Source organism: Gammaproteobacteria bacterium (assembly GCA_013817245.1).
Classification (GTDB): Bacteria; Pseudomonadota; Gammaproteobacteria; order HTCC5015; family HTCC5015; genus JACDDA01.
This window is the reverse complement of the sequence record JACDDA010000002.1, coordinates 135,635-156,241: the sequence shown is the minus strand read 5'-3', so window position 1 is coordinate 156,241 and position 20,607 is coordinate 135,635. Positions and strand designations below refer to the sequence as shown.

Annotated in this window: 18 protein-coding genes and 1 tRNA gene; 10 read left to right on the top strand and 9 right to left on the bottom strand. The window is 44.7% G+C overall.

The window, feature by feature from the left end; genetic code table 11:
• Positions 1-908 precede the first annotated feature (908 nt).
• Together H0W44_03550 and ispB are read right to left on the bottom strand one after the other, a co-directional pair.
• Positions 909-985 (bottom strand) — tRNA-Pro (locus H0W44_03550).
• A 49-nt stretch (positions 986-1,034) separates the two neighbouring features.
• Positions 1,035-2,003, bottom strand: coding sequence for an octaprenyl diphosphate synthase (gene ispB, locus H0W44_03545; GenBank protein ID MBA3581509.1), 969 nt, complete (start codon positions 2,001-2,003; stop codon positions 1,035-1,037).
• Positions 2,004-2,211: 208 nt separating this feature from the next.
• Here ispB and rplU point away from each other — a divergent pair, with 208 nt between their 5' ends.
• The 5 genes from rplU (at position 2,212) to H0W44_03520 (ending at position 5,397) form a co-directional block, all read left to right on the top strand.
• A complete protein-coding gene (gene rplU / locus H0W44_03540) occupies positions 2,212-2,523 on the top strand; it encodes a 50S ribosomal protein L21 (GenBank protein ID MBA3581508.1) in 312 nt (103 codons plus the stop codon).
• A gap of 15 nt (positions 2,524-2,538) precedes the next feature.
• Positions 2,539-2,802, top strand: coding sequence for a 50S ribosomal protein L27 (gene rpmA, locus H0W44_03535; protein MBA3581507.1), 264 nt, complete (start codon positions 2,539-2,541; stop codon positions 2,800-2,802).
• Positions 2,803-2,878: 76 nt separating this feature from the next.
• Entirely contained in the window at positions 2,879-3,910 is a 1,032-nt protein-coding gene (gene obgE, locus H0W44_03530) for a GTPase ObgE (GenBank protein MBA3581506.1), read from the top strand.
• Positions 3,907-5,040 (top strand): glutamate 5-kinase, encoded by a 1,134-nt coding sequence (locus H0W44_03525; protein MBA3581505.1) that lies wholly within the window; start codon positions 3,907-3,909, stop codon positions 5,038-5,040. The genes obgE and H0W44_03525 overlap by 4 nt, the downstream gene beginning before the upstream one ends.
• Before the next feature lie 69 nt (positions 5,041-5,109).
• Positions 5,110-5,397: a hypothetical protein gene (locus H0W44_03520; protein MBA3581504.1), complete on the top strand. Its 288-nt coding sequence runs from the start codon at positions 5,110-5,112 to the stop codon at positions 5,395-5,397.
• A gap of 83 nt (positions 5,398-5,480) precedes the next feature.
• Here H0W44_03520 and rpsT read toward each other — a convergent pair whose 3' ends face one another.
• On the bottom strand, positions 5,481-5,744 hold the full coding sequence (rpsT, locus tag H0W44_03515; GenBank protein ID MBA3581503.1) for a 30S ribosomal protein S20: 264 nt from the start codon (positions 5,742-5,744) through the stop codon (positions 5,481-5,483).
• 193 nt (positions 5,745-5,937) lie between these two features.
• On the opposite strand from rpsT, the gene murJ reads away from it, so the two are divergent.
• The 5 genes from murJ (at position 5,938) to ispH (ending at position 12,870) form a co-directional block, all read left to right on the top strand.
• Positions 5,938-7,500, top strand: coding sequence for a murein biosynthesis integral membrane protein MurJ (murJ, locus tag H0W44_03510; protein ID MBA3581502.1), 1,563 nt, complete (start codon positions 5,938-5,940; stop codon positions 7,498-7,500).
• A 70-nt stretch (positions 7,501-7,570) separates the two neighbouring features.
• Complete coding sequence (gene ribF, locus H0W44_03505) at positions 7,571-8,518, top strand: bifunctional riboflavin kinase/FAD synthetase (protein MBA3581501.1); 948 nt, start codon at positions 7,571-7,573, stop codon at positions 8,516-8,518.
• Positions 8,519-8,578: 60 nt separating this feature from the next.
• Positions 8,579-11,422: an isoleucine--tRNA ligase gene (ileS, locus tag H0W44_03500; GenBank protein MBA3581500.1), complete on the top strand. Its 2,844-nt coding sequence runs from the start codon at positions 8,579-8,581 to the stop codon at positions 11,420-11,422.
• On the top strand, positions 11,415-11,918 hold the full coding sequence (locus H0W44_03495; protein MBA3581499.1) for a lipoprotein signal peptidase: 504 nt from the start codon (positions 11,415-11,417) through the stop codon (positions 11,916-11,918). The genes ileS and H0W44_03495 overlap by 8 nt, the downstream gene beginning before the upstream one ends.
• Positions 11,919-11,925: 7 nt before the next feature.
• Entirely contained in the window at positions 11,926-12,870 is a 945-nt protein-coding gene (gene ispH, locus H0W44_03490) for a 4-hydroxy-3-methylbut-2-enyl diphosphate reductase (protein ID MBA3581498.1), read from the top strand.
• An 11-nt stretch (positions 12,871-12,881) separates the two neighbouring features.
• Here ispH and H0W44_03485 read toward each other — a convergent pair whose 3' ends face one another.
• Genes H0W44_03485 through H0W44_03460 form a run of 6 tightly spaced genes read right to left on the bottom strand, consistent with a single transcriptional unit; the run spans position 12,882 to position 20,551 of the window.
• Positions 12,882-13,298, bottom strand: a complete 417-nt coding sequence (locus H0W44_03485; GenBank protein MBA3581497.1) for a prepilin-type N-terminal cleavage/methylation domain-containing protein — start codon at positions 13,296-13,298, stop codon at positions 12,882-12,884.
• Positions 13,299-13,312: 14 nt separating this feature from the next.
• A complete protein-coding gene (locus tag H0W44_03480; protein MBA3581496.1) occupies positions 13,313-17,926 on the bottom strand; it encodes a hypothetical protein in 4,614 nt (1,537 codons plus the stop codon).
• Positions 17,927-17,946: 20 nt separating this feature from the next.
• The gene (locus H0W44_03475; protein ID MBA3581495.1) at positions 17,947-18,486 is read right to left on the bottom strand and encodes a hypothetical protein; all 540 of its coding nucleotides are present in this window, start codon (positions 18,484-18,486) and stop codon (positions 17,947-17,949) included.
• 24 nt (positions 18,487-18,510) lie between these two features.
• Positions 18,511-19,515, bottom strand: a complete 1,005-nt coding sequence (locus H0W44_03470) for a PilW family protein (protein MBA3581494.1) — start codon at positions 19,513-19,515, stop codon at positions 18,511-18,513.
• Positions 19,512-19,997, bottom strand: coding sequence for a type IV pilus modification protein PilV (pilV, locus tag H0W44_03465; protein MBA3581493.1), 486 nt, complete (start codon positions 19,995-19,997; stop codon positions 19,512-19,514). Before pilV ends, H0W44_03470 begins: the two co-directional genes overlap by 4 nt.
• Positions 19,988-20,551 carry a GspH/FimT family pseudopilin gene (locus H0W44_03460; protein ID MBA3581492.1) on the bottom strand — a complete coding sequence of 188 codons (564 nt, stop codon included), beginning with the start codon at positions 20,549-20,551 and terminating at the stop codon, positions 19,988-19,990. The genes pilV and H0W44_03460 overlap by 10 nt, the downstream gene beginning before the upstream one ends.
• Positions 20,552-20,607 lie beyond the last annotated feature (56 nt).

Genomic DNA, 20,607 nt, shown 5'->3' with positions numbered 1-20,607 from the left:
CCCCCCCCCCCCCCCCCCCCCCCCCCCCCCCCCCCCCCCCCCCCCCCCCCCCCCCCCCCCCCCCCCCCCCCCCCCCCCCCCCATTGAATCTCTACTCCACTATGATGTTACGTACATTCAAGAAATGAGATTTGATTTTAACAACAGAACAAAAGCGTTTCGCTCGTCGCTACGCGACTACAGCGAGTAACTTTTGATTGCCATGGATGGCATGAATGCAGATTTTGCAGGAGCAAAAATCTGCTGTCGTAACAAAAAGTCACCAACGCTGCTTTATTGCATCCCTGCAATCGCGGCATTCGAACATCCTGTTCATCAAATACTTGCCCGGCTGTTGTGTACTTTAATGGAATAACATTCCATTAAAGTATCCCCTCGTCGTGTTTAAGGGCTTACGCGCCTCCTCAACGCAACATCCTGTTGCGATCGGCTCACATGAACATCCCTGTTCATGTGTCGCTATCCCTTAAACACTTCTCGGCACATCATAACGGGCGCTGTCCCTTCGCTTAGTATTTCTGAAAACTTACAACCCTTCTGTGAATTAATTTATTTCTAAAATAGAACCAAGAACATGCCCCTATGGCTCGCCGAGTGTTTGAGTTGTGCTCGGGGAAAACAAACAGGAAGTTTGTTTTAGTCACGCCGCGACAGGGATGTCGCGTCGGGACGACCCGTAACAACAGATCAACCGAGAGGGAACTGCGCGTAATATTTACGCGCAGCGAGACATCAGGGGAGTATTTTTTGGTGACTTTTTGTTACGACAAAAAGTCACTCGCTGTAGTCGCGTAGCGACGAGCGAAACGCTTTAGTTTTTAATTAAACTAAAACATACAGTGCAATAAGCACAACACATTGCGTATTACTTTATGCGGATATTTACAAACAGACGCCCAAATTATAAATGGTCGGAGTGATAGGATTCGAACCTACGGCCCCTGCCTCCCGAAGGCAGTGCTCTACCAGACTGAGCTACACTCCGATACTGTTGCGCATTATAACGCCGCGTTATTAGAACAGGCGAGTTTAACTTATTGCTGACGATCGACTGCGTACGCCGCTAACATCAGCAAAGCTTGTTTATATTCGCTGTCGGGTAATACGGTTAACGCATCGCGTGCTAGTTGCGCTTCTTGTTGCGCCATTTTTTGCGTGTATTGCAATGCGCCGGTTGCTTGGATTGCTGCTAATACAGTGGTGATACGTTCACGGCCACCTTGTTCAATGGCTTCACGAATTGTTTTGATTTGCGTGCTGTCACCTTGGCGCAAAGCATATATCAACGGTAAGGTTGGTTTGCCTTCGGCTAAATCATCACCCACATTTTTGCCGATGCTTTCTACCGTCGCGCTGTAATCCAAGACGTCATCAATCAATTGAAACGCGGTTCCTAGATGACAACCATAGGCGGCTAATGCGCGTTCGGTTTCAATAGCTTGCTCTGTTAATACGGCGCCTAATTGAGTACCGGCTTCAAATAGTTTGGCGGTTTTGCTGCGTATGACGGTTAGGTAATCTTGTTCGCTAGTATCTGCATTATGAATATTCATCAATTGCAAAACTTCGCCTTCGGCGATGATGTTGGTCGCGTGTGCGAGGATACCCATGATTTTCATGCGGTCGAGTTCGACCATCATTTCAAATGCGCGCGAGTATAAAAAATCACCAACTAATACTGCCGCTTCATTGCCCCATAAGGCATTGGCGGTATCACGGCCGCGACGTAGATCGGAAGCATCGACAACGTCATCATGCAATAAAGTGGCGGTGTGAATGAATTCAATAATGGCGGCGGCTTGAATGTGTTGTTGGCCTTGGTAACCGCACGCACGCGCTGCTAGCAGCACCAACAGGGGACGCAGTCGTTTGCCGCCGCTGTGGATTATGTAGCTGGCCAATTGGTCAACCAACGCGACTTCTGAATGCAGCCGTTCTGTGATCAATACATTCACTGCGGCCATGTCGTTAGCCGTCAAGGCGCGGATTTCATCCAATGTCATAGCAGCATGCTTACGGGTTACCTTGCTCGCGGAATTTAATGGCATTTTTACTAATAAATGCGGCCGGGCATCCTAGAAAGGGGGTGAGCAACTGTCAAGCAATCCACAGCTTAAAGCCGTTGGGCGAAAGCAGCATTTGACCTTAGCTCAGCGAAATTATAGAATCGCGACCCTTTTTAGTGATGAACTACAGCCTAGGCAAAATCCCATGTACGCAGTAATCAAAACCGGTGGCAAACAATACAAAGTCTCTGAAGGCGATACCATTCGCATCGAAAAATTGCTCGCCAATGAAGGCGAAAGCATTGATTTTGATGATGTTTTGTTGATCGCAGACGGCGACACAGTCAAAGTAGGCGCACCTTTTATCAATGGCGGCAAAGTCACCGCCAATGTCACCGCTCATGGCCGTGGCAAAAAAATCGACATCATCAAATTCCGTCGCCGTAAGCATTATCGTAAACAGGCTGGTCATCGCCAGCACTATACTGAAGTGCACATTACCGGCATCAGCGGTTAACAGGAGCCTTATAAAATGGCACATAAGAAAGCAGGCGGTAGTACTCGTAATGGTCGCGATTCCCATTCCAAGCGTTTGGGTGTTAAGCGTTTCGGCGGCCAAGTCGTTAAAGCGGGCAATATTATTGTGCGCCAACGCGGTACGCAGTTTCATCCTGGTTTGAATGTAGGTTTGGGTAAAGACCACACCTTGTTCGCGACCAGCGAAGGCCGCGTAGAATTCACAATTAAAGGTCCCCACAAGCGTACCTTCGTGAATGTTGTCCCTGCTGCTGCTTAAGCAGTAGCATGTTCGCCAGGAATGAATCAAAGCCTCGTCCCTGGACGAGGCTTTTTTGTATGAGCAGAATATCATCATGAAATTTATCGACGAATCCAACATCATTGTGCAAGCAGGTAATGGCGGTAACGGCATTGCCAGCTTTCGTCGTGAAAAATATATTCCTTTTGGCGGCCCCAATGGCGGCGATGGCGGTAATGGCGGCAGCGTTTATTTGGTTGCGGACGTTAACTTAAATACCTTGGTCGACTTTCGGCATGAACGCTTTTTTCAAGCACAAAACGGTGAAGGCGGCGGGAGTGCTGATTGCACCGGCCGAGGTGGCGCAGATCGCGAAGTGCGTGTGCCCCAAGGTACTTTAGTGTATGACGCCGACACTGAAGAACTTATTGGCGACCTTACTGAAGATGGTCAACGTCTGTTAGTCGCGCAAGGTGGTTTTCACGGGATTGGTAACGCACGTTTTAAAACGTCGACCAATCGCGCGCCACGTCAATTTACGGCCGGCACGCCCGGCGAACGCCGTGAATTGCATTTGGAATTAAAAGTGTTGGCAGACGTCGGTTTGCTCGGCATGCCAAACGCAGGTAAGTCGACCTTAATTCGTGCGGTCTCAGCCGCGCGCCCTAAAGTAGCTGATTATCCTTTCACAACGTTGCATCCCCAACTGGGCGTAGTGATGGTTGATGCCTTGCGCAGTTTTGTGATCGCGGATATTCCTGGTTTAATTGAAGGTGCCGCAGAAGGCGCAGGTTTAGGTATACAATTTTTAAAGCATGTTTCGCGTACGCAGTTATTGTTACACGTGGTGGATCTTGCGCCTTTTGACGAAGAACATAATCCTTTGGATGACATTAATATTATTGCCCACGAGCTAGAAAAGTTTGATGCGGATTTAGCCGCTCAACCGCGTTGGTTAGTATTAAATAAAACTGATTTATTACCTGCCGAAGAAACCGCTGCACGCAAAGCTGCATTGTTAAAAGCGTTAAATTGGCAAGGACCGGTATTTGATATCTCAGCGATTAAAGCTAACGGCACGCGTGAGTTATGCGGTCGCATCATGGATTATCTTGAAGAACAAAAACGTAAACAATCAAGCTTATGAACACACGCGCTACACTGACTCAACGACGTCGTTTAGTAATTAAAATTGGAAGCTCTTTAATTACGCGCGATGGCCAAGGTTTAGCGGTTGAACTCATGGCCGATTGGGCGCGTCAGTTAGCAGAACTTGCGCAAACGCCACGTGAAATTGTTTTAGTTTCATCCGGCGCAGTAGCAGAAGGTATGGCGCGTTTAGGTTGGAAGCAAAGACCGCATGCCTTGCATGAATTACAAGCCGCAGCCGCTGTTGGACAAATGGGTTTAATCCAATGTTATGAAACGTCGTTTAAACAATTTGGCTTAGCAACCGCACAAATTTTATTAACGCATTCAGATTTATCGGATCGGCAACGTTATTTAAATGCGCGCAGTACTTTGAAAACCTTGCTCGCGTTAAAAACCATTCCGATCATTAATGAAAATGACACAGTGGCCACCGAAGAAATTCGATTTGGTGATAACGACACACTGGCGGCATTGGTTGCGAATTTAATTGAAGCGGATACTTTAGTTATTCTGACCGATCAACAAGGCTTATTTAATAAAGATCCGCGTCAACACAGTGATGCAACGCTCATTAGCGAAGCGCAAGTGAGTGATCCGCAATTACAAACCATGGCAGGCTCTAGCGGCGGCGCTTTAGGTCGTGGTGGTATGTTGACTAAAATTCGCGCATCCCGTATCGCTGCGCGCTCCGGCGCTGACACTTTAATTGCAAGTGGCCGAGAATCAAATGTGTTACCGCGTTTATTCGCGGGTGAAAATATCGGTACGTGGTTACAAGCAGGACAAGCGCCTTTAAATGCACGCAAACGTTGGTTAGCAAGCGGTTTAACGCCACGTGGATCTTTAGTGTTAGACGATGGCGCAATTAAAGTATTAACCCAAGCCGGCAAAAGTTTATTGCCAGTCGGCGTAATTGAGATTGAAGGTGATTTTCAACGCGGTGATTTAGTGCGTTGTGTAGATAAAAATGGCCAAGAAATTGCGCGCGGTTTAGTTAACTACGATGCCGATGAAGCCGCTCGTATTAAAGGTCATGCCTCACATCAGATAGAAGCATTATTAAACTATATCGACGAACCCGAATTAATACATCGCGATAATTTAGTGCTATCTTCAGACGTATAGTATTTTTAAAACCAGCAAGGATTGCGCGTCTATTGCTTATGCTGCTGCAAAGGCTAGAGGGAACATCATATGAATATCGTCGCTACTGTACTCATCATTGTCATCATCGCGCACTTCGCGTTATTTTTTAATGCCAAACCGCGTCGCCATTTACGTCGACTCTTACAGGGTTTATTCATTATCGCGGTAGGCGGCGGTTTATTAGGCTTAGGTATTTTATTGCGCGTGGCGATTCATTCTTCAGGACTAACAGAATGGACGTGGTTAAGTTACAGCCTATTGTATTCACCCGTGGTCATTTGGCCGCTGAGTTTATTCACGCATCACTTCAGCAAGCCTCACGCCGCACATTCTTAAAGATTTATGAAATACCAGACATAAAAAAACCGGCGTAAGCCGGTTTTTTTATTATGCAAAATTAATTCGCACTATTTTATTAATTAAACCATCGCACGAACGCGGTCATTTAAACGACTTTTATGTCGCGCAACTTGGTTGCGATGCACTAAGCCTTTATTAACCATGCCATCAATGATGGGACGCGCTTCGTTAAAAGCAATTTGAGCTGCACTTTTGTCACCAGCGCGAACCGCTTTTAAGACACGCTTAATAGAGGTACGAAAACGTGAACGTAAACTCGTATTGTGTTGGCGGCGAACTTCAGCCTGTTGTGCGCGTTTTCTAGCTTGTACTGTATTAGCCACGGAATACCTCGTGCCTATCTGGATTTAAGGGGACGCGATTCTGGCAAACTGGCGGGCCGAAGTCAATTCGTCAAACTAACAATACGGTTCATTCGGATGAGATTCAGACCAGCTGCAGGATGTCCGCGAACCCGTTAGACTGCGCGCCTTATTTCGTAGGAATTAATCCGCTGTGACTACCGCGCCACTTAACATCAGCAATAATCCTAAAAGACCCGGTTTATTGCGTTCAGGCCTGATTTTTAGCGTGTTTACCTTACTTTCACGGGTCATGGGATTTGTTCGTGACGTGGTCATTGCCAATATATTTGGTGCCAGTGCGGCTTCTGATGCCTTTTTTGTGGCCTTTAAAATCCCCAATTTTTTCCGGCGTTTATTTGCAGAAGGTGCTTTTTCACAGGCTTTTGTACCCATTTTTGGCGAATACCAAACTCAAGAAGATCGCACCAAATTACGGCTCTTAGTCGCTCGCACAGCCGGCACCTTAGGTGGCGTGTTATGTCTGTTATCCATCGTTTTTATGCTCGCGGCGCCTTTAGTCATTAGTGTTTTTGCGCCAGGTTTTATTGGTGATCCCAGCCGTTTTGATTTAGCCAGCGATATGCTGCGCATTACTTTTCCTTATTTATTATTAATTTCACTCACCGCGCTCGCCAGCGGCGTTTTAAATTCTTTTGATCGCTTTGGTGTGACCGCGTTTACGCCAGTGTTGCTGAATATCTCCATGTTAGTAGCCGCCATTTATTGCACACAATTTTTTGATCCACCGATTTTAGCCTTGGCGTGGGGTGTATTTGTCGCGGGTGTGGTGCAATTACTTTTTCAATTACCTTTTTTAGCCAAACTCGAATTATTAAGCTGGCCCCGCTGGGGTTGGCGCGATACCGGCGTACAAAAAATAATTAGCCTGATGGTGCCGGCCTTATTCGGCGCAGCCGTAGTACAAGTTAATTTGTTAGTAGACACCATCATTGCTTCGTTTATGCGGCCCGGCAGCGTGACGTGGTTGTACTACGGGGACCGATTAGTAGAATTTCCCTTAGGTATTTTTGGCGTGGCCTTAGGTAGCATTATTTTGCCGCGTTTATCGCGTCAGCATGCCAGCCAATCCATGGATTCTTTTGCGACTACCTTAGCGTGGGCTTTAAAACTCGCGTGGTTAATTGCATTGCCGGCCACGGTGGGTTTAATTATGTTGGCAGAACCTATTGTGATCAGCCTTTTTCAACACGGCCAATTTAGCGCGGAAGACGCCACTATGTCCGCGTGGGCATTAATAGCGTATAGCATCGGTCTGCCTGCCTTCATTTTGCTGAAAGTACTCGCGCCCGGTTTTTATGCACGACAAGATACACGCACGCCCGTCAAAATTGGTATGTACGCGATTGCCGCCAATATCGTTTGTAGCTTGGTGTTAGCCATACCCCTATTTTTAGCGGGTTTTCACGCGGCTCATGCCGCCTTAGCCTTCGGCACTAGTTTAGCCGCCTGGTTACAAGCGGGCTTGTTATGGCGTGGTTTACGTAAACAAGGTATTCACCAGCCACATGCTGATGCGCGCACGTGGCTTTTAAAAGTGCTAACGGCTTCGACAATTATGGGCGTGGTGTTATGGCTGGTGATGTCGAAGCAATGGCAAACACTCTCCATCCTCGAACGCGGTGTAGGTTTATTGTTCACTATCAGCATCGGTGCTGCTGCGTTCACGATTACGCTGTTTGCTTTAGGTGTACGCCCACGCCATTTACGTCATTAAATTTGCTAATTTAGGCCTAATTAGACGAGGAAATGCCACGGCAATCAGCACGTGCCGTATAATCGCGACCGTGAATATTATTCGTGATCAACATAATTTGACGACTGCTCAACCTGCTTGCGTTGCAACCTTGGGGAATTTTGATGGCGTGCATTTAGGTCATCAAGCGGTATTAAAAAGTTTGTTGGAAAACGCAAAAATGCGCGGCTTGCCCGCCACTGTCATTACTTCAGAACCTTTGTCTAACGAATATTTTATGCCCGACAAAGCGCCACCACGACTCACGCGTTTTCGCGAAAAATTAGTTTTATTTAAACAGTTAGGCATTGAACAAGTTTATTGCCAACGTTTTAATGCGCGCTTAGCGAATATGCCCGCGCAAGATTTTGTTGAACGCATTTTAGTGAACGGTTTAGGCGTAAAACATTTAATCGTCGGCGACGATACGCGCTTTGGCCATAAACGCGCCGGTGATTTTCAGTTGTTACAAAACATGGGCGCGATCCATGGCTTCAGTGTGCAAAACACGCAAACGTTAACAGATGATGTGTTACGCATTAGCAGCACGCGCATTCGTGAACATTTACAAAATGGTGAAATGGATGCGGCGGCGCATTTGTTAGGACGTCCCTATCATATGGCAGGACGCGTAGCACACGGCGATAAACGCGGCCGCGAATTAGGTTATCCAACCGCAAATATTCATTTAAAAAGACGGCAAACACCCGTGATGGGTATTTTTGCTGTCACTGTTAGTGGTATTGATGCGCAAGCTTTGCCGGGTGTTGCGAGCATTGGAGTACGCCCTACTTTTGGTGGTGGCCAATGTTTATTAGAAGTGCATTTATTTGATTTTCAGCGCGATATTTATGGGCGCCATGTGGAAGTACATTTTTTACACAAATTACGTGATGAACAATATTTTGCTTCGATTCCTGCATTAATCACGCAAATGGATGAAGACAGTCGTCAAGCACGCGCTTTTCATCAACAACATTTATTAACGCGGACGCAGTAACCATGCAGCTAAAGCGAAAACACATCTATTTAAAAAATTTAAATCTTCTATAGGCCAACTGTGACCGATTATAAAGACACCTTGAATCTTCCTAATACCAATTTCCCGATGAAGGCGAATTTGGCGCAACGCGAACCCGAACGTTTAGCGCAATGGCAAGCAGAAGATCTTTATCAAAAAATTCGTGCGGCGCGCGCTGGGCAAGAAAAATTTATTCTGCATGATGGCCCTCCTTATGCAAATGGCGATATTCATATTGGTCATGCGGTTAATAAAATTCTTAAAGATATTATTGTTAAAAGCAAAACACTGGATGGTTTTGATGCGCCTTATGTACCTGGCTGGGATTGTCATGGCTTGCCGATCGAATTAAACGTTGAGAAAAAAATTGGCAAAGCGGGAGTGAAAGTTGATGCGCCTGCATTTCGTCAAGCCTGTCGCGACTATGCAGCGCAACAAGTTGATAAACAACGCGAAGATTTTATTCGTTTAGGCGTGCTCGGTGATTGGCAAAATCCTTATCTAACGATGGCGCCTAAATTTGAAGCGGATATTCTGCGCACACTTGGACGCATTATCGCCAATGGACATTTGCTAAAAGGTTATAAACCCGTGCACTGGTGCATGGATTGCGGCTCAGCATTAGCCGAAGCTGAAGTTGAATACGAAGACAAAACTTCTTCACAAATTGATGTGCGCTTTAATGTCATCGATAATAATTTATTTAATCAACGTTTAAATATTCAACAAACCAAACCCTGCGCTGTCGTCATTTGGACAACCACGCCGTGGACGTTGCCTGCGAATCAAGCGGTAGCGCTTAATGCAAATTTAGATTACGTGTTGGTTGATGTTGGTGATCAATGTTTGTTATTAGCGGAAGCCTTGGCCGATAGCGCATTACAACGTTATAACTTTGAACACACTAAAATCATTGCGCGCACCACGGGCAAAATTTTAGAAGGCTTATTATTACAACATCCTTTTTATATGCGCCAAGTGCCGATCATTCTCGGCGATCATGTCACGACCGAAGCAGGTACTGGTGCTGTGCACACCGCGCCGGGTCATGGCCAAGAAGATTATGCGGTTGGCTTGCGTTACAACTTGCCAGTTTATAATCCAGTGGATGGCAGTGGCGTTTTTTTACGCGACACGGAAATTGTGGGCGGCGAACACGTCAACAAAGCGAATACCTTGTTAATTGATTTAATGCGCGACAACGGCAGTTTATTAGCTGTTAATACTTTGCGACATAGTTATCCGCATTGCTGGCGCCACAAAACACCAATTATTTTTCGCGCAACACCACAATGGTTTATTAGCATGGATCAGCATGCGTTGCGTGAGCATGCGTTGCAATCTATTAAATCAGTTACATGGATGCCAAGCTGGGGCGAAGCACGTATTGATGGCATGATTCGCAATCGACCGGATTGGTGTATTTCTAGACAGCGCACGTGGGGCGCGCCGATTGCTTTATTTATTCATAAAGAAACGGAAGAACTGCATCCCAATACACCCGCGCTCATTGAAAAAATTGCGCAACGAATTGAACAACGCGGCATTGATGCGTGGTTTGAATTAGATACGGCAGAATTTTTAGGCGCAGATGCGCAAAATTATACAAAAGTTACTGACACTCTAGATGTGTGGTTTGATTCAGGCGTGACGCATACTGCCGTTTTAGAAAAGCGCGCAGACTTGCAACAACCTGCCGATTTATATCTAGAAGGTTCTGATCAACATCGCGGCTGGTTTCAATCTTCTTTGTTAACCAGTGTGGCCGTTCGCAATACCGCGCCTTACAAAGCGGTGTTAACGCATGGTTTCACTGTGGATGCGCAAGGTCGGAAAATGTCTAAATCCTTAGGCAATGTAATTGCGCCACAGCAAATATTTAAAACCTTAGGCGCAGATATTTTGCGTTTATGGGTATCTGCAACCGACTACAGTACCGAGATGAGTGTTTCTACCGAAATTCTCAATCGTATGTCAGACAGCTATCGTCGCATTCGTAATACTAGCCGCTTCTTATTAGCGAATCTTGATGGCTTTGACCCAACCCGTGATCAAGTCGCGCCTGCTGATATGTTGTGGATAGATCGTTGGGCAATTGAGCACGCCAATGAATTACAGAAAAAAATTCAATCCGCGTATGGTGAATATAAATTCCATCAGATTTATCATTGGGTGCATAATTTTTGCGCCGTTGAAATGGGCGGTTTTTATTTAGATGTTATTAAAGATCGTCAATACACAACTGCGCACAATAGTCTTGCACGTCGCTCTACACAAACGGCTTTGTATCATATCGTTGAAGCGATGACGCGGTGGATTACGCCCATTTTAAGTTTTACTGCGGATGAGATTTGGGAGCACATTCCCGGACATAGTGCAGATGCACGCAATGAATCTGTGTTCACTACCACATGGTATGAATTGCCAAGCATGATATGCCCAACTGAAATCGGTGCACAACAAGTTAATTTGCAGAATTATTTTTCAATGATCCAAATAGTGCGCAACGCTATTAATAATCAACTAGAAATTTTACGCAGTGCCAAAACTATCGGCAGTAGTTTAGATGCGGAAATTGATATTTATTGTGACGCGCCTTTATATAATCAGCTGTCTTTAATGACGAATGAATTGCGTTTTGCTTTATTAACGTCGGATGCGCGCCTGTACAAAACCAACGCACCGCCTGAAAACAGTATCGCTATTACACTAGACAACAATCTCGGTAAATTATGGCTAAATCTCGCTGCCAGCAAACATGCTAAATGTGTACGCTGTTGGCATCATCGTAACGACGTAGGTCAACACACTGCGCACGTAGAACTTTGCGGACGCTGCATCGAAAACATTAGCGGTAAAGGTGAGCAACGTTTTTATGTTTAACACATCCATTTTTAAACATCCCAATATTTGGTTTTGGCTAAGCGCGTTGGTTATTATGTTGGATCAACTCACCAAAATAGCAGCTGAGCATTATTTAGCGCGTTATTCCGCACTAGAAATTTTTCCACATTTTAATTTAGTGCTTGCTTATAACAGCGGCGCTGCTTTTAGTTTTCTCAGCCAAGCAGGTGGTTGGCAACGTTGGTTTTTTATTATTTTAACTACCGTTATTAGCATTGGTTTAATTATTTGGATTCGCAGATTATCTGCCAAAGCGTATTGGGAAGGCGCCGCTTTTAGTCTTATTTTAGGCGGCGCAATTGGCAACTTTATTGATCGTCTAGCGTATGGTCATGTCATCGATTTTCTTGATGTGTATTATGGCCGCTATCACTGGCCTACTTTTAATATCGCCGATTCCGCTATTACCATCGGTGCTGTTATTCTAATTAGTCAAAGCATCTTCATGAAATCACCGCAGACTACTGCTAGTTGAGGTTAGTATGGAAATTTTATTAGCAAACCCACGGGGTTTTTGCGCAGGTGTTGATCGTGCTATCGACATTGTGGATCGCGCATTAGAATTATTTGGCGCACCTATTTATGTGCGTCATGAAGTTGTGCATAACCGTTTTGTAGTCGACGGCCTGCGAAATAAAGGCGCGGTATTTGTTGAAGAACTGCATGAAGTTCCTGATGGCGCAACGGTTGTATTTAGTGCGCACGGTGTATCTATTGCGGTTCGTGAAGAAGCGGATCGTCGCGGCCTACGTGTGTTTGATGCAACGTGTCCATTGGTGACTAAAGTACATATGGAAGTAGCGCGTTACAGCAGTGATGGTCGCGAAGTTATTCTGATCGGTCATGCAGGCCATCCTGAAGTTGAAGGCACCATGGGTCAATATCGCAAATTAGGCGGACAAACCGGCGATATGTATCTGATCGAATCAATCAATGATGCGAAAAATTTACATGTACGTAATCCAAAACACTTGGCGTTTGTTACTCAAACTACTTTGTCTGTGGATGATACTAAAGCGATTATTGATATATTAAATGAACGCTTCCCTGATATTTCCGGCCCACGTAAAAATGATATTTGCTACGCTACGCAAAATCGTCAAGATGCCGTCAAAGATCTCGCCAAACAATGCGATTTGGTTTTAGTCGTCGGTTCAAATAATAGTTCAAATTCAAATCGCTTACGTGAAATTGCCGCACAACATGATGGTTGTGATGCTTATTTAATTGACGGCGCAAAAGATATTCAAACCGAATGGCTCAACAATAAAACTCGCATCGGCGTAACTGCCGGCGCATCTGCGCCTGAAACTTTAGTTAAAGAAGTAATCGAAGCATTACAAGTTAGCGGATACAAAAACGCCCGCGAATTGCGCGGGCGTGAAGAACATGTAGTGTTTACATTGCCGAAAGCGTTACAGAAATAACCGCTTAGCGTTTACCAACACTTAGGAGCCGCAGCACCGCCATCATCTGTTGCTGTTTTCTGGCCAAGATTATTTAATGCCATTGTCCAACAGGCCGTATCATTTTTTTGCGCGGCCGCTGCACGAGGTTGAACCTGTATTGTATAAGTAGAGGCGGTCAATGCTGTGCTACTAACTTCGTAATAACCTTCGTCAGAATTTACAGGCAGCGTCACACCACAATTAGCATTATTGTAAACACCGTAAACCGCTGCACACTTTTCCAAGCGTTGCGCAACATTTGACAACGCGGCCTTACCATCAGCACGCCGCGTTTTGCGCATTTGCTCATCATAAGCAGGCAACGCAATCGCGGTTAACAATCCCACAATAGCGACAGCGATCATCAACTCAATTAACGTAAAACCTTTTTGCTCACTTCTTTTCATAACACATGCCTCTATTAGCGTACTTGATGCCACATATTTCGACCTAAGCCAGCTGGGCCTTTGCCTGTGGGTGGAACAACTGAACCACCGCCACCGCCACCGCCAGGAGGGCATGTATTAGTATCTTTACAGTCACAGACGCCATCGCCATTTGTATCACAGAGTGGATCCGGCGCTGGATTATTCGAAGGATCAATTGGGAGAGCAATCAAACTACCATCCGATGCGACAGAATATAATTTAATCGTATTGGTTTTTGTATCCACAATGATGGTTGGTGGTTGTGGTATACCATTTGGCGAGAAACTACCGCCAACATACTGACCTTTATACTTATCGCGTGAATTAATTAATCCATCGCCATTAGAGTCTAGTGCACCACCTGGTACTTCTTTACCGGTTTCTGCATCTAAGGTCATTAACCAACCTGTACCGCCGGCTTCACAAGGTTGAACAGAGGGTATTAGCGTAGCGAACATAATCCGACCAAAGAAATATTGCGGATTGGTTACTACTCTTTCGCCCACTGAAGCAGAACCCGCTGGATACACTAAATCCATATACCAGCCCATACTTGATGAGCCAACCGTATTATTACTGATCAGGCGCACTTCTTGAGTAACGCTGGTTTCTTTACCGTCTGCGTCCAAACCTTCAATAGTGGCCATTTCTTGAGTCGTAATGGTTTGTGCTACTAAAGCATCCCGCGTGATGGTGCTGGTAGGCACTGAAGAATTATACGTTGTGACGCCATAAAAAGTTTGCGTTTGCGGAGATGCATCAGCATCGTCACCCTCTTCATAATATTTACCTGTACCAAATAATACTTTATCACCACCCGCTGTCGGTCTGGATGTAATCGGCTGACGATTACCCGCAGCATCTTTCGCCACGAAGAATGGTTCGTTTACCGTGCCATTATGACTAACGGCAGTCCAATCAGTAGCATTACTCGAACTTAAATTAAATTTCCACAAATTACCGCGCAGATCTCCTGCATATGCAGTATCTGCAATACCGTCATCATCTATATCAACGAGTACGGGACTGGATAAACCATTCGTACCTGTAGAAGGAACGGTGATTTTCTTGATAATACTGCCGTCTCCGATATCTAATATATAAAGGACGGCTTTACCCGAGACGCTCTTATATCCATTGCTAAAGACTGCGCCCCATTTACCATTTTCCAGTCTTACGATATTCGGTCTGCTATAGCTATAACCCATATCAGGATCTGTATCCGCATTCACTTCCCACATCACCGCACTCGCGGCATTCCCAGTAGTAAACTGCGCGGGGTTGGTGATATTTAATGCGTAAAAACCTTTACCACCGCCGCGTAACGAACCCACCAACACTGTCGCCCAACCACCTAATTGATCGACATACGCATCTGCGGCTACGGCATCACCATCCACATAAAATTGGTGAGCATAAGCATTTGAGGTTAATTCATTTAATTTGTTAAATATTTGGCTAGGAACGTAAGCAAAAAGTTCTTCGCCCGTCGCAGCATCAAATGCATGCAACATACCGTCATTTGCACCTGCATAAACAACCGATTGACGACCAGCATAACCTGCAGCAAAAGCATAATAATCCGCAGGGCGTATGCCGTTAAAACGATATCGTGAAGCCTTATTACCTACATAAACCGGTGTAGAACCCACGATATCACCTAGCAAAGAATCACGACTACGAAACACCGCGTTTTGAGAGCCTTGTCTTAATTCGTTGGAAGTATCACCGCGTAAATGATTCACCCTATCTTCACCACGACCATCAGTGGCTAAGTTATCCGGGTTAATATTCATCGCCGCTTGTTGTACGGCATTTAATGCTGACCACTCAAAAGGGATGCCTTTATTATTGATAGGATCATAAGTCACAATTTGCCGAGTCGACCAAGTTTTACTATTTAGCTTTGTCGCCGCTTGCCATTTTACAACGCCGACTGCGCCAGTGGTGGGATCTATATTCAGCGCCATCAAATCGCCTTCCCAGACACCGCTGTTAAATACAGCTTGATAAATAGTAGTTTCAGTACCCAAGGAAACTGAGTTAGCCGCTACCGACGCCGCAGAAGCACGTTGTTTAGCAATGCTATTTAATACTTTACTTAATTCACTGACTAATTTGCTAGGATCGGTAACATAAAAGTAATTATCAGGAATAGTATTTTTATCTTTATCCCATTCCTGTGCAGCAATCGGATCACCTACAGGTTCTGGTTTGTTATTGCCATTGGCATCAATAAAACCACCAAATTTAGCGGCGTAATATAACGGCTGCTCCATTAGCAACGCTGTTGTGTTAGCGCCAATATCATAGGTATAGGCCGTCATCGCATTGCCTACCTGGCAGTTATTACAACCTAAAGCACCGGTAGCATCTATGAAGTTATAACCCTCAATACCCGAATGCGCATGAAAACCATCTTTCGTAGTACCTGAAATGACATACCCAAAACCTTGTGGATTAACCGTGGATTCGGCAATAGCATCTGTCTCTATTTTAATGCCGGTGTAATTACCTGCGGTGCCAATTAAAGTCCACTTTAATACGCCCCAAATATCTTGGTCATAGTCACCGCCCTGCTCACTGTCTTCCCAATTTATATAGTAGGTGCCGGTAGTTGCCGTTTGGGAAATAACTTTGAAATCAACCAAGGTGCCCGCACCAATTTGTCCGCCTACTTTTAAAACATAAGAAGGTAATATGGAAACGACTTTGGTAGGTTTATTACTAGCATCTCGCGCAACGACCACATCGATACGGGGCACTGCAGGAGATAAAGCAACAGCATAAGTATTTAATTGTTGTTTATCAGCCAAATCATCACGCAAATCACGAACGCGCGCATAATAAGCTAAGCCTGCAACATTATAAGTTCCTTCCGACGTCGGTGCTTCAGGACATACGCCTTTGGCATCTGAAAGAAACGCTAATGTCTTAGGAGAGCAAGAAATTTCATCCACAGGTGTAGCGGGGATTTGTCCTATAAATACTGACTTACCATTAATGCCTTCTGTCTCGCCAATAAGATTAACCCACGCATTTAAATCTTTGCCATCTTGATCAGGTAACGCTGAAAAACCGCCCAATTGGTCACCGTCATAAGAACTTACACTCGCATTAAACACAATTGTATTTAAGGACGCGCAATAATTATCTGTATTTAATGGTGCATTCCACGCCGTTACTTTTAAACCAGGGAAAACGGTCGAGTCATCCGTATCAAATGCTGGCGTAGCAACAGTAGTCCCTTTGTTCGCAAAATAACGAATGGTTTCTAAAAACATTTCCGATAATGGATTGCCCCAACTTCTGCATTTTCCTTGGACAAAGCTTGTTTGTTGGAAATTACAATCATCGACTGTACCACCGCCGATATAAGTACCATTTCCATAGTTATAACCATACATCCGCAAAGCGTCGATGGCGCCAATTAAACTAGAGCCTGATTTATTGAACGTGCCGTTAGCATTGATTTCATTACCCATTAACGAAATATTTTTATGCAACACACCACCTGAAATATTTTTATTATAACTACCGGTTAGCAAACCAAAACGTACTGTACTTGCATATTGCTGCAACAAGCCGTGCGGCTTAAAGCTTTCATATGGGGTTCCCGCTACTTCATACTCATAACGAAAACATGAAGCGGCTTCTCCGCCATAAAATTGATTGGCGGCTTTTTGTTTGCAGACTGCTACGCGCGCGTAGTAATTAGCTGCACCAAGAGATTTGTTTTGCGCACCCGCATTATTAGGGCTGGAATTATAAGCATCAATACCAGATGCGGCTGTATTTGAGTTGCCACCGCCACCCGCGCTCTTGCCTCCAATTTCTTCTTGCCACAAACACTGCCAACGCTCATTGGAAGCCCATAAAGAATAGTTACCTTTAGCGACACGAATTAAGGGTGGCTGCGTGGTACTTTGTGATCTATCAGCATTAGGCGCGAACGTGGTATTACAAAAAGTAAGTCCGTTTTTTTTCAAATCATTGTCTGTAAGCGTTACGCTAGAGCCAAACGGCGTTAATTTAGCAACATCAGCGCCTTTGTAATATTTTGCCCAACTATGCGCATCGTTCGGAAGAGAGGTGCGCTCAAGAACTGTTTGAGAAGCAGTATCGGTACTGCGATAGCCGCCATACAATACTTTACGTACGACATCCATTCGTGACATCGACAACCAATTTAAAAAGTTACCACTCCATTCGCCCGAGGCTGCGCCGAGATTGCAATATTTAAAATCTGGATTTTTAGTGACTCCGTCGACCAGATATTCATTGGCCGAAGCATCGGAAGACGCTACAAATACGCCGCCTGTGTAGGTGTAGCACGTTAAAGAATCGAAATAACCATAATATTCGAAATCATGTTTATAAGTTGTTTCAGCAATACCATCATCATCAATATCACTGTAATCATTATAAGCTTTATAAAATAACTGATGATCTCGTGATAGCTGTAACATCACCAACGGATCAGCTGTTTTTGATAAGAACAAAGGCACCTGGGCAATTTCAGCAGCCATCGCTACCGGATTAAAAACCATGCTAATAAAAGCAGCTATAGCCGCTGTTTTTAACCAAACACGTATTTTTCTAAACATGACAATGTCCTCTTTCATTTTTACATGGTGCCATAAACGCTCTGCAGAATAGTTGCAGAGTTAGTGGTCTGGCCTTCGGCATATACTGTGACTCTATACATATCGATAACATGGAGATCTCCCATAGCATTCGAGCCTTTTACTTCTCGAATGTATTCGTAGTAATAGCGTGGATTACTGGCTGTTTCTACACCATTGGACGCTGTTGTCGGAGGAACATATTCAACTCCAACGGTTTGCCACCATGCTGCATTTTGATCTAAATATAAATCAGCTTGCGGTGTATTGGACGTGTCGCTATAACCCGTCACAACGCCTAACCGGCCTAATAAATCAATAGTAGGTGTTGCCTTTAAAGATTTCTCGGCGGCTATTAGTGCAGCTTCAGACATTTGAAACGACACATATACATCACGATTATTACCCGCCATTTTGTATTCCATACGGCTTGTTGTCATAGAAGACAAACTAAGCATCGTCATTACCAATAAAATAATCAATCCGATGACGAGCGCAGCACCGCCTTCGGAAGAATGATTTTTAATAGGTATTTTTTTCATGAGTCTCATCTGTCTGTTGTCTTATCAATTTGTCGATAACCGATTTCTAACGGCTATAACCGTCTCAATCACGTGGCGCAAGCGTCTGTCAGGCGCGGTTAATTGCGCGCCATTAAATTCATACTTCTGAGGTTCCTCTAGTACATTTTGCATTTGAGAAACGGCCAAAATCGAAAGCTTTATACTGACTACATTATTAAATTCTTCGGCTGGATTCGCCAAAGCACTCGCCGCTAGAAGTTCTGTGGCTGTTTTATATTCATAAACGCCAGTGTCTCTATAAATGCCATATAGAATTTGCATGTTTTCAATACCGGCGGCTAATTCATCCGCTTGACGAAACAAAGATGGTTCATTCGTTTGTGTAGAAAGCGCAATGCTATAAGTAATTGTGGAGAGCGGATAAACAGAAGCGTCACCTTTGTTGTTATAAGCATTAGCTATGGGAGTATTAGTTTTATTGCCAGGCATACCTGCGCCAATACCAAAATCGATTTGTCCGGAAGCTTGATCACCCGCGGTTGCTTGAAAAATTTCTCTTGATTTTTTTGCAAAAGCATTACAATTAGATATCGCAAAAAAACTACCGGCCATAATGCCATGATCAGGCGATGTCATTAAAACACCGGGGCTCACTACCGAGAGTAAAGGTAAGCGATGTTGAAATGCTCCTTGGAGCGTAATGCCATCGGCGCCATTTAATCCTGTAGCATCTTCGCCAATTACACCATGCTGAAAAGCATGTATAACAGGGTTATAACCGGCTCCTGCTGGATCTAAATGGATTTCGACTTTCCCTGGATTATTGATGCAGCCATAAAAGCGCGCTTGCCGAGCATCTCGGGTGATAGTTTCTACAGCAAATCGTAAATTTTCCTGTACGCGTGCAGCAGCTTCTACAAAACGATATTTATCTTTATTAGCAATATAAACCTGAATAACGCCGCCAATTAAAAATAAACTTAAAACTAATCCCACCATCATTTCGATAAGTGAAAAACCGGATTGGTGTTTAAACTGCTTCATCATATATCCACCTCGAGCCGGAAGCAGGTCAAAGAACTAGACGATGTAGGATTGCAATCAGTACCTGTTGCACCCGTGTGCGCGTCATCCCACAGCACCGTTACAACAAAACTTCCATTATCACCTTTAATTTGGCCTTGACCCGATGGTAATTGTGCGACTGCAGCAGCCCACTCACTAATATTTAATTTAGCTAATTCGTTCGCTGCGCAACCGGCAGTACAGTCCGGTGCAGTAGGAGCAGCGGTAGTATCAACATCGTCATATTCGCCGCTGAGCAATGCATCTGGGTTTGCGCGCATCCGATCAATAATGTCATACGACAAAGCAACTGCTCGGGTATTGTCATAAGCATTTGCGGCGCCGCGCATAGCACTTAATTGCAAAGCGGCAATACCCAATAGACCAACCGAAAATACCAATAAGGTAATTAACGCTTCTATTAAGGTAAAACCATATTCTTGTTTTTGGCGTTTTATGGACATACTAAATTAACTCCGCCGACATCTTCTTGTGTATCGCCATTGGTATCTTCTGTGCGGCTTAAACGACCCACACTAGACAACACCAAACCTTTAGCATCATTAGATCCTCGAGCATCACATATCGTAAACGTTGTTGGCGCTAAGCCCACCGCAAATCCACGACCAGAATATATAACTTGAGTGAGAGTAGGCGCTTCGCGCAAGGTGAGTGTTTGATCTAATGCTTCGCCAATTAAAATAATATCTTCGCCTACATCAAATGAACTATTAGCATTCGTATCTGCAAACACCAGCCAACCAGCTTCCCACTGCGACCCTGCTGTACACGCGGTGCCACTTGAGCTTTTGCAAATTACGATATTACTGCCGCGACGAATAGATTCGGAGCGAGCGACATGGATAGCGCCAACAAAACCATTAAGCGAACTTGTCATGCGATTGTTTTGTATCATCGTCATAAAACTTGGTACGGCTAAAGCTAATAACACGCCACCAACTGCGATAGCGATCATGAGTTCAATAATAGTAAATCCAGATTCTCGTTTCATATTCATAGTTTTAGCATTGCTCTGTCATTGCGCTAGCGACATAGGACGGAACGTGTTGTTTG

Excerpts from the sequence above, each read along its gene's own strand:
- ispB (MBA3581509.1), bottom strand. The coding sequence starts at position 2,003 with ATGACATTGGATGAAATCCGCGCCTTGACGGCTAACGACATGGCCGCA.
- rplU (MBA3581508.1), top strand. The coding sequence starts at position 2,212 with ATGTACGCAGTAATCAAAACCGGTGGCAAACAATACAAAGTCTCTGAA.
- rpmA (MBA3581507.1), top strand. The coding sequence starts at position 2,539 with ATGGCACATAAGAAAGCAGGCGGTAGTACTCGTAATGGTCGCGATTCC.
- obgE (MBA3581506.1), top strand. The coding sequence starts at position 2,879 with ATGAAATTTATCGACGAATCCAACATCATTGTGCAAGCAGGTAATGGC.
- H0W44_03525 (MBA3581505.1), top strand. The coding sequence starts at position 3,907 with ATGAACACACGCGCTACACTGACTCAACGACGTCGTTTAGTAATTAAA.
- H0W44_03520 (MBA3581504.1), top strand. The coding sequence starts at position 5,110 with ATGAATATCGTCGCTACTGTACTCATCATTGTCATCATCGCGCACTTC.
- H0W44_03495 (MBA3581499.1), top strand. The coding sequence starts at position 11,415 with ATGTTTAACACATCCATTTTTAAACATCCCAATATTTGGTTTTGGCTA.
- ispH (MBA3581498.1), top strand. The coding sequence starts at position 11,926 with ATGGAAATTTTATTAGCAAACCCACGGGGTTTTTGCGCAGGTGTTGAT.
- H0W44_03485 (MBA3581497.1), bottom strand. The coding sequence starts at position 13,298 with ATGAAAAGAAGTGAGCAAAAAGGTTTTACGTTAATTGAGTTGATGATC.
- H0W44_03480 (MBA3581496.1), bottom strand. The coding sequence starts at position 17,926 with ATGTTTAGAAAAATACGTGTTTGGTTAAAAACAGCGGCTATAGCTGCT.
- H0W44_03475 (MBA3581495.1), bottom strand. The coding sequence starts at position 18,486 with ATGAAAAAAATACCTATTAAAAATCATTCTTCCGAAGGCGGTGCTGCG.
- H0W44_03470 (MBA3581494.1), bottom strand. The coding sequence starts at position 19,515 with ATGATGAAGCAGTTTAAACACCAATCCGGTTTTTCACTTATCGAAATG.
- pilV (MBA3581493.1), bottom strand. The coding sequence starts at position 19,997 with ATGTCCATAAAACGCCAAAAACAAGAATATGGTTTTACCTTAATAGAA.
- H0W44_03460 (MBA3581492.1), bottom strand. The coding sequence starts at position 20,551 with ATGAATATGAAACGAGAATCTGGATTTACTATTATTGAACTCATGATC.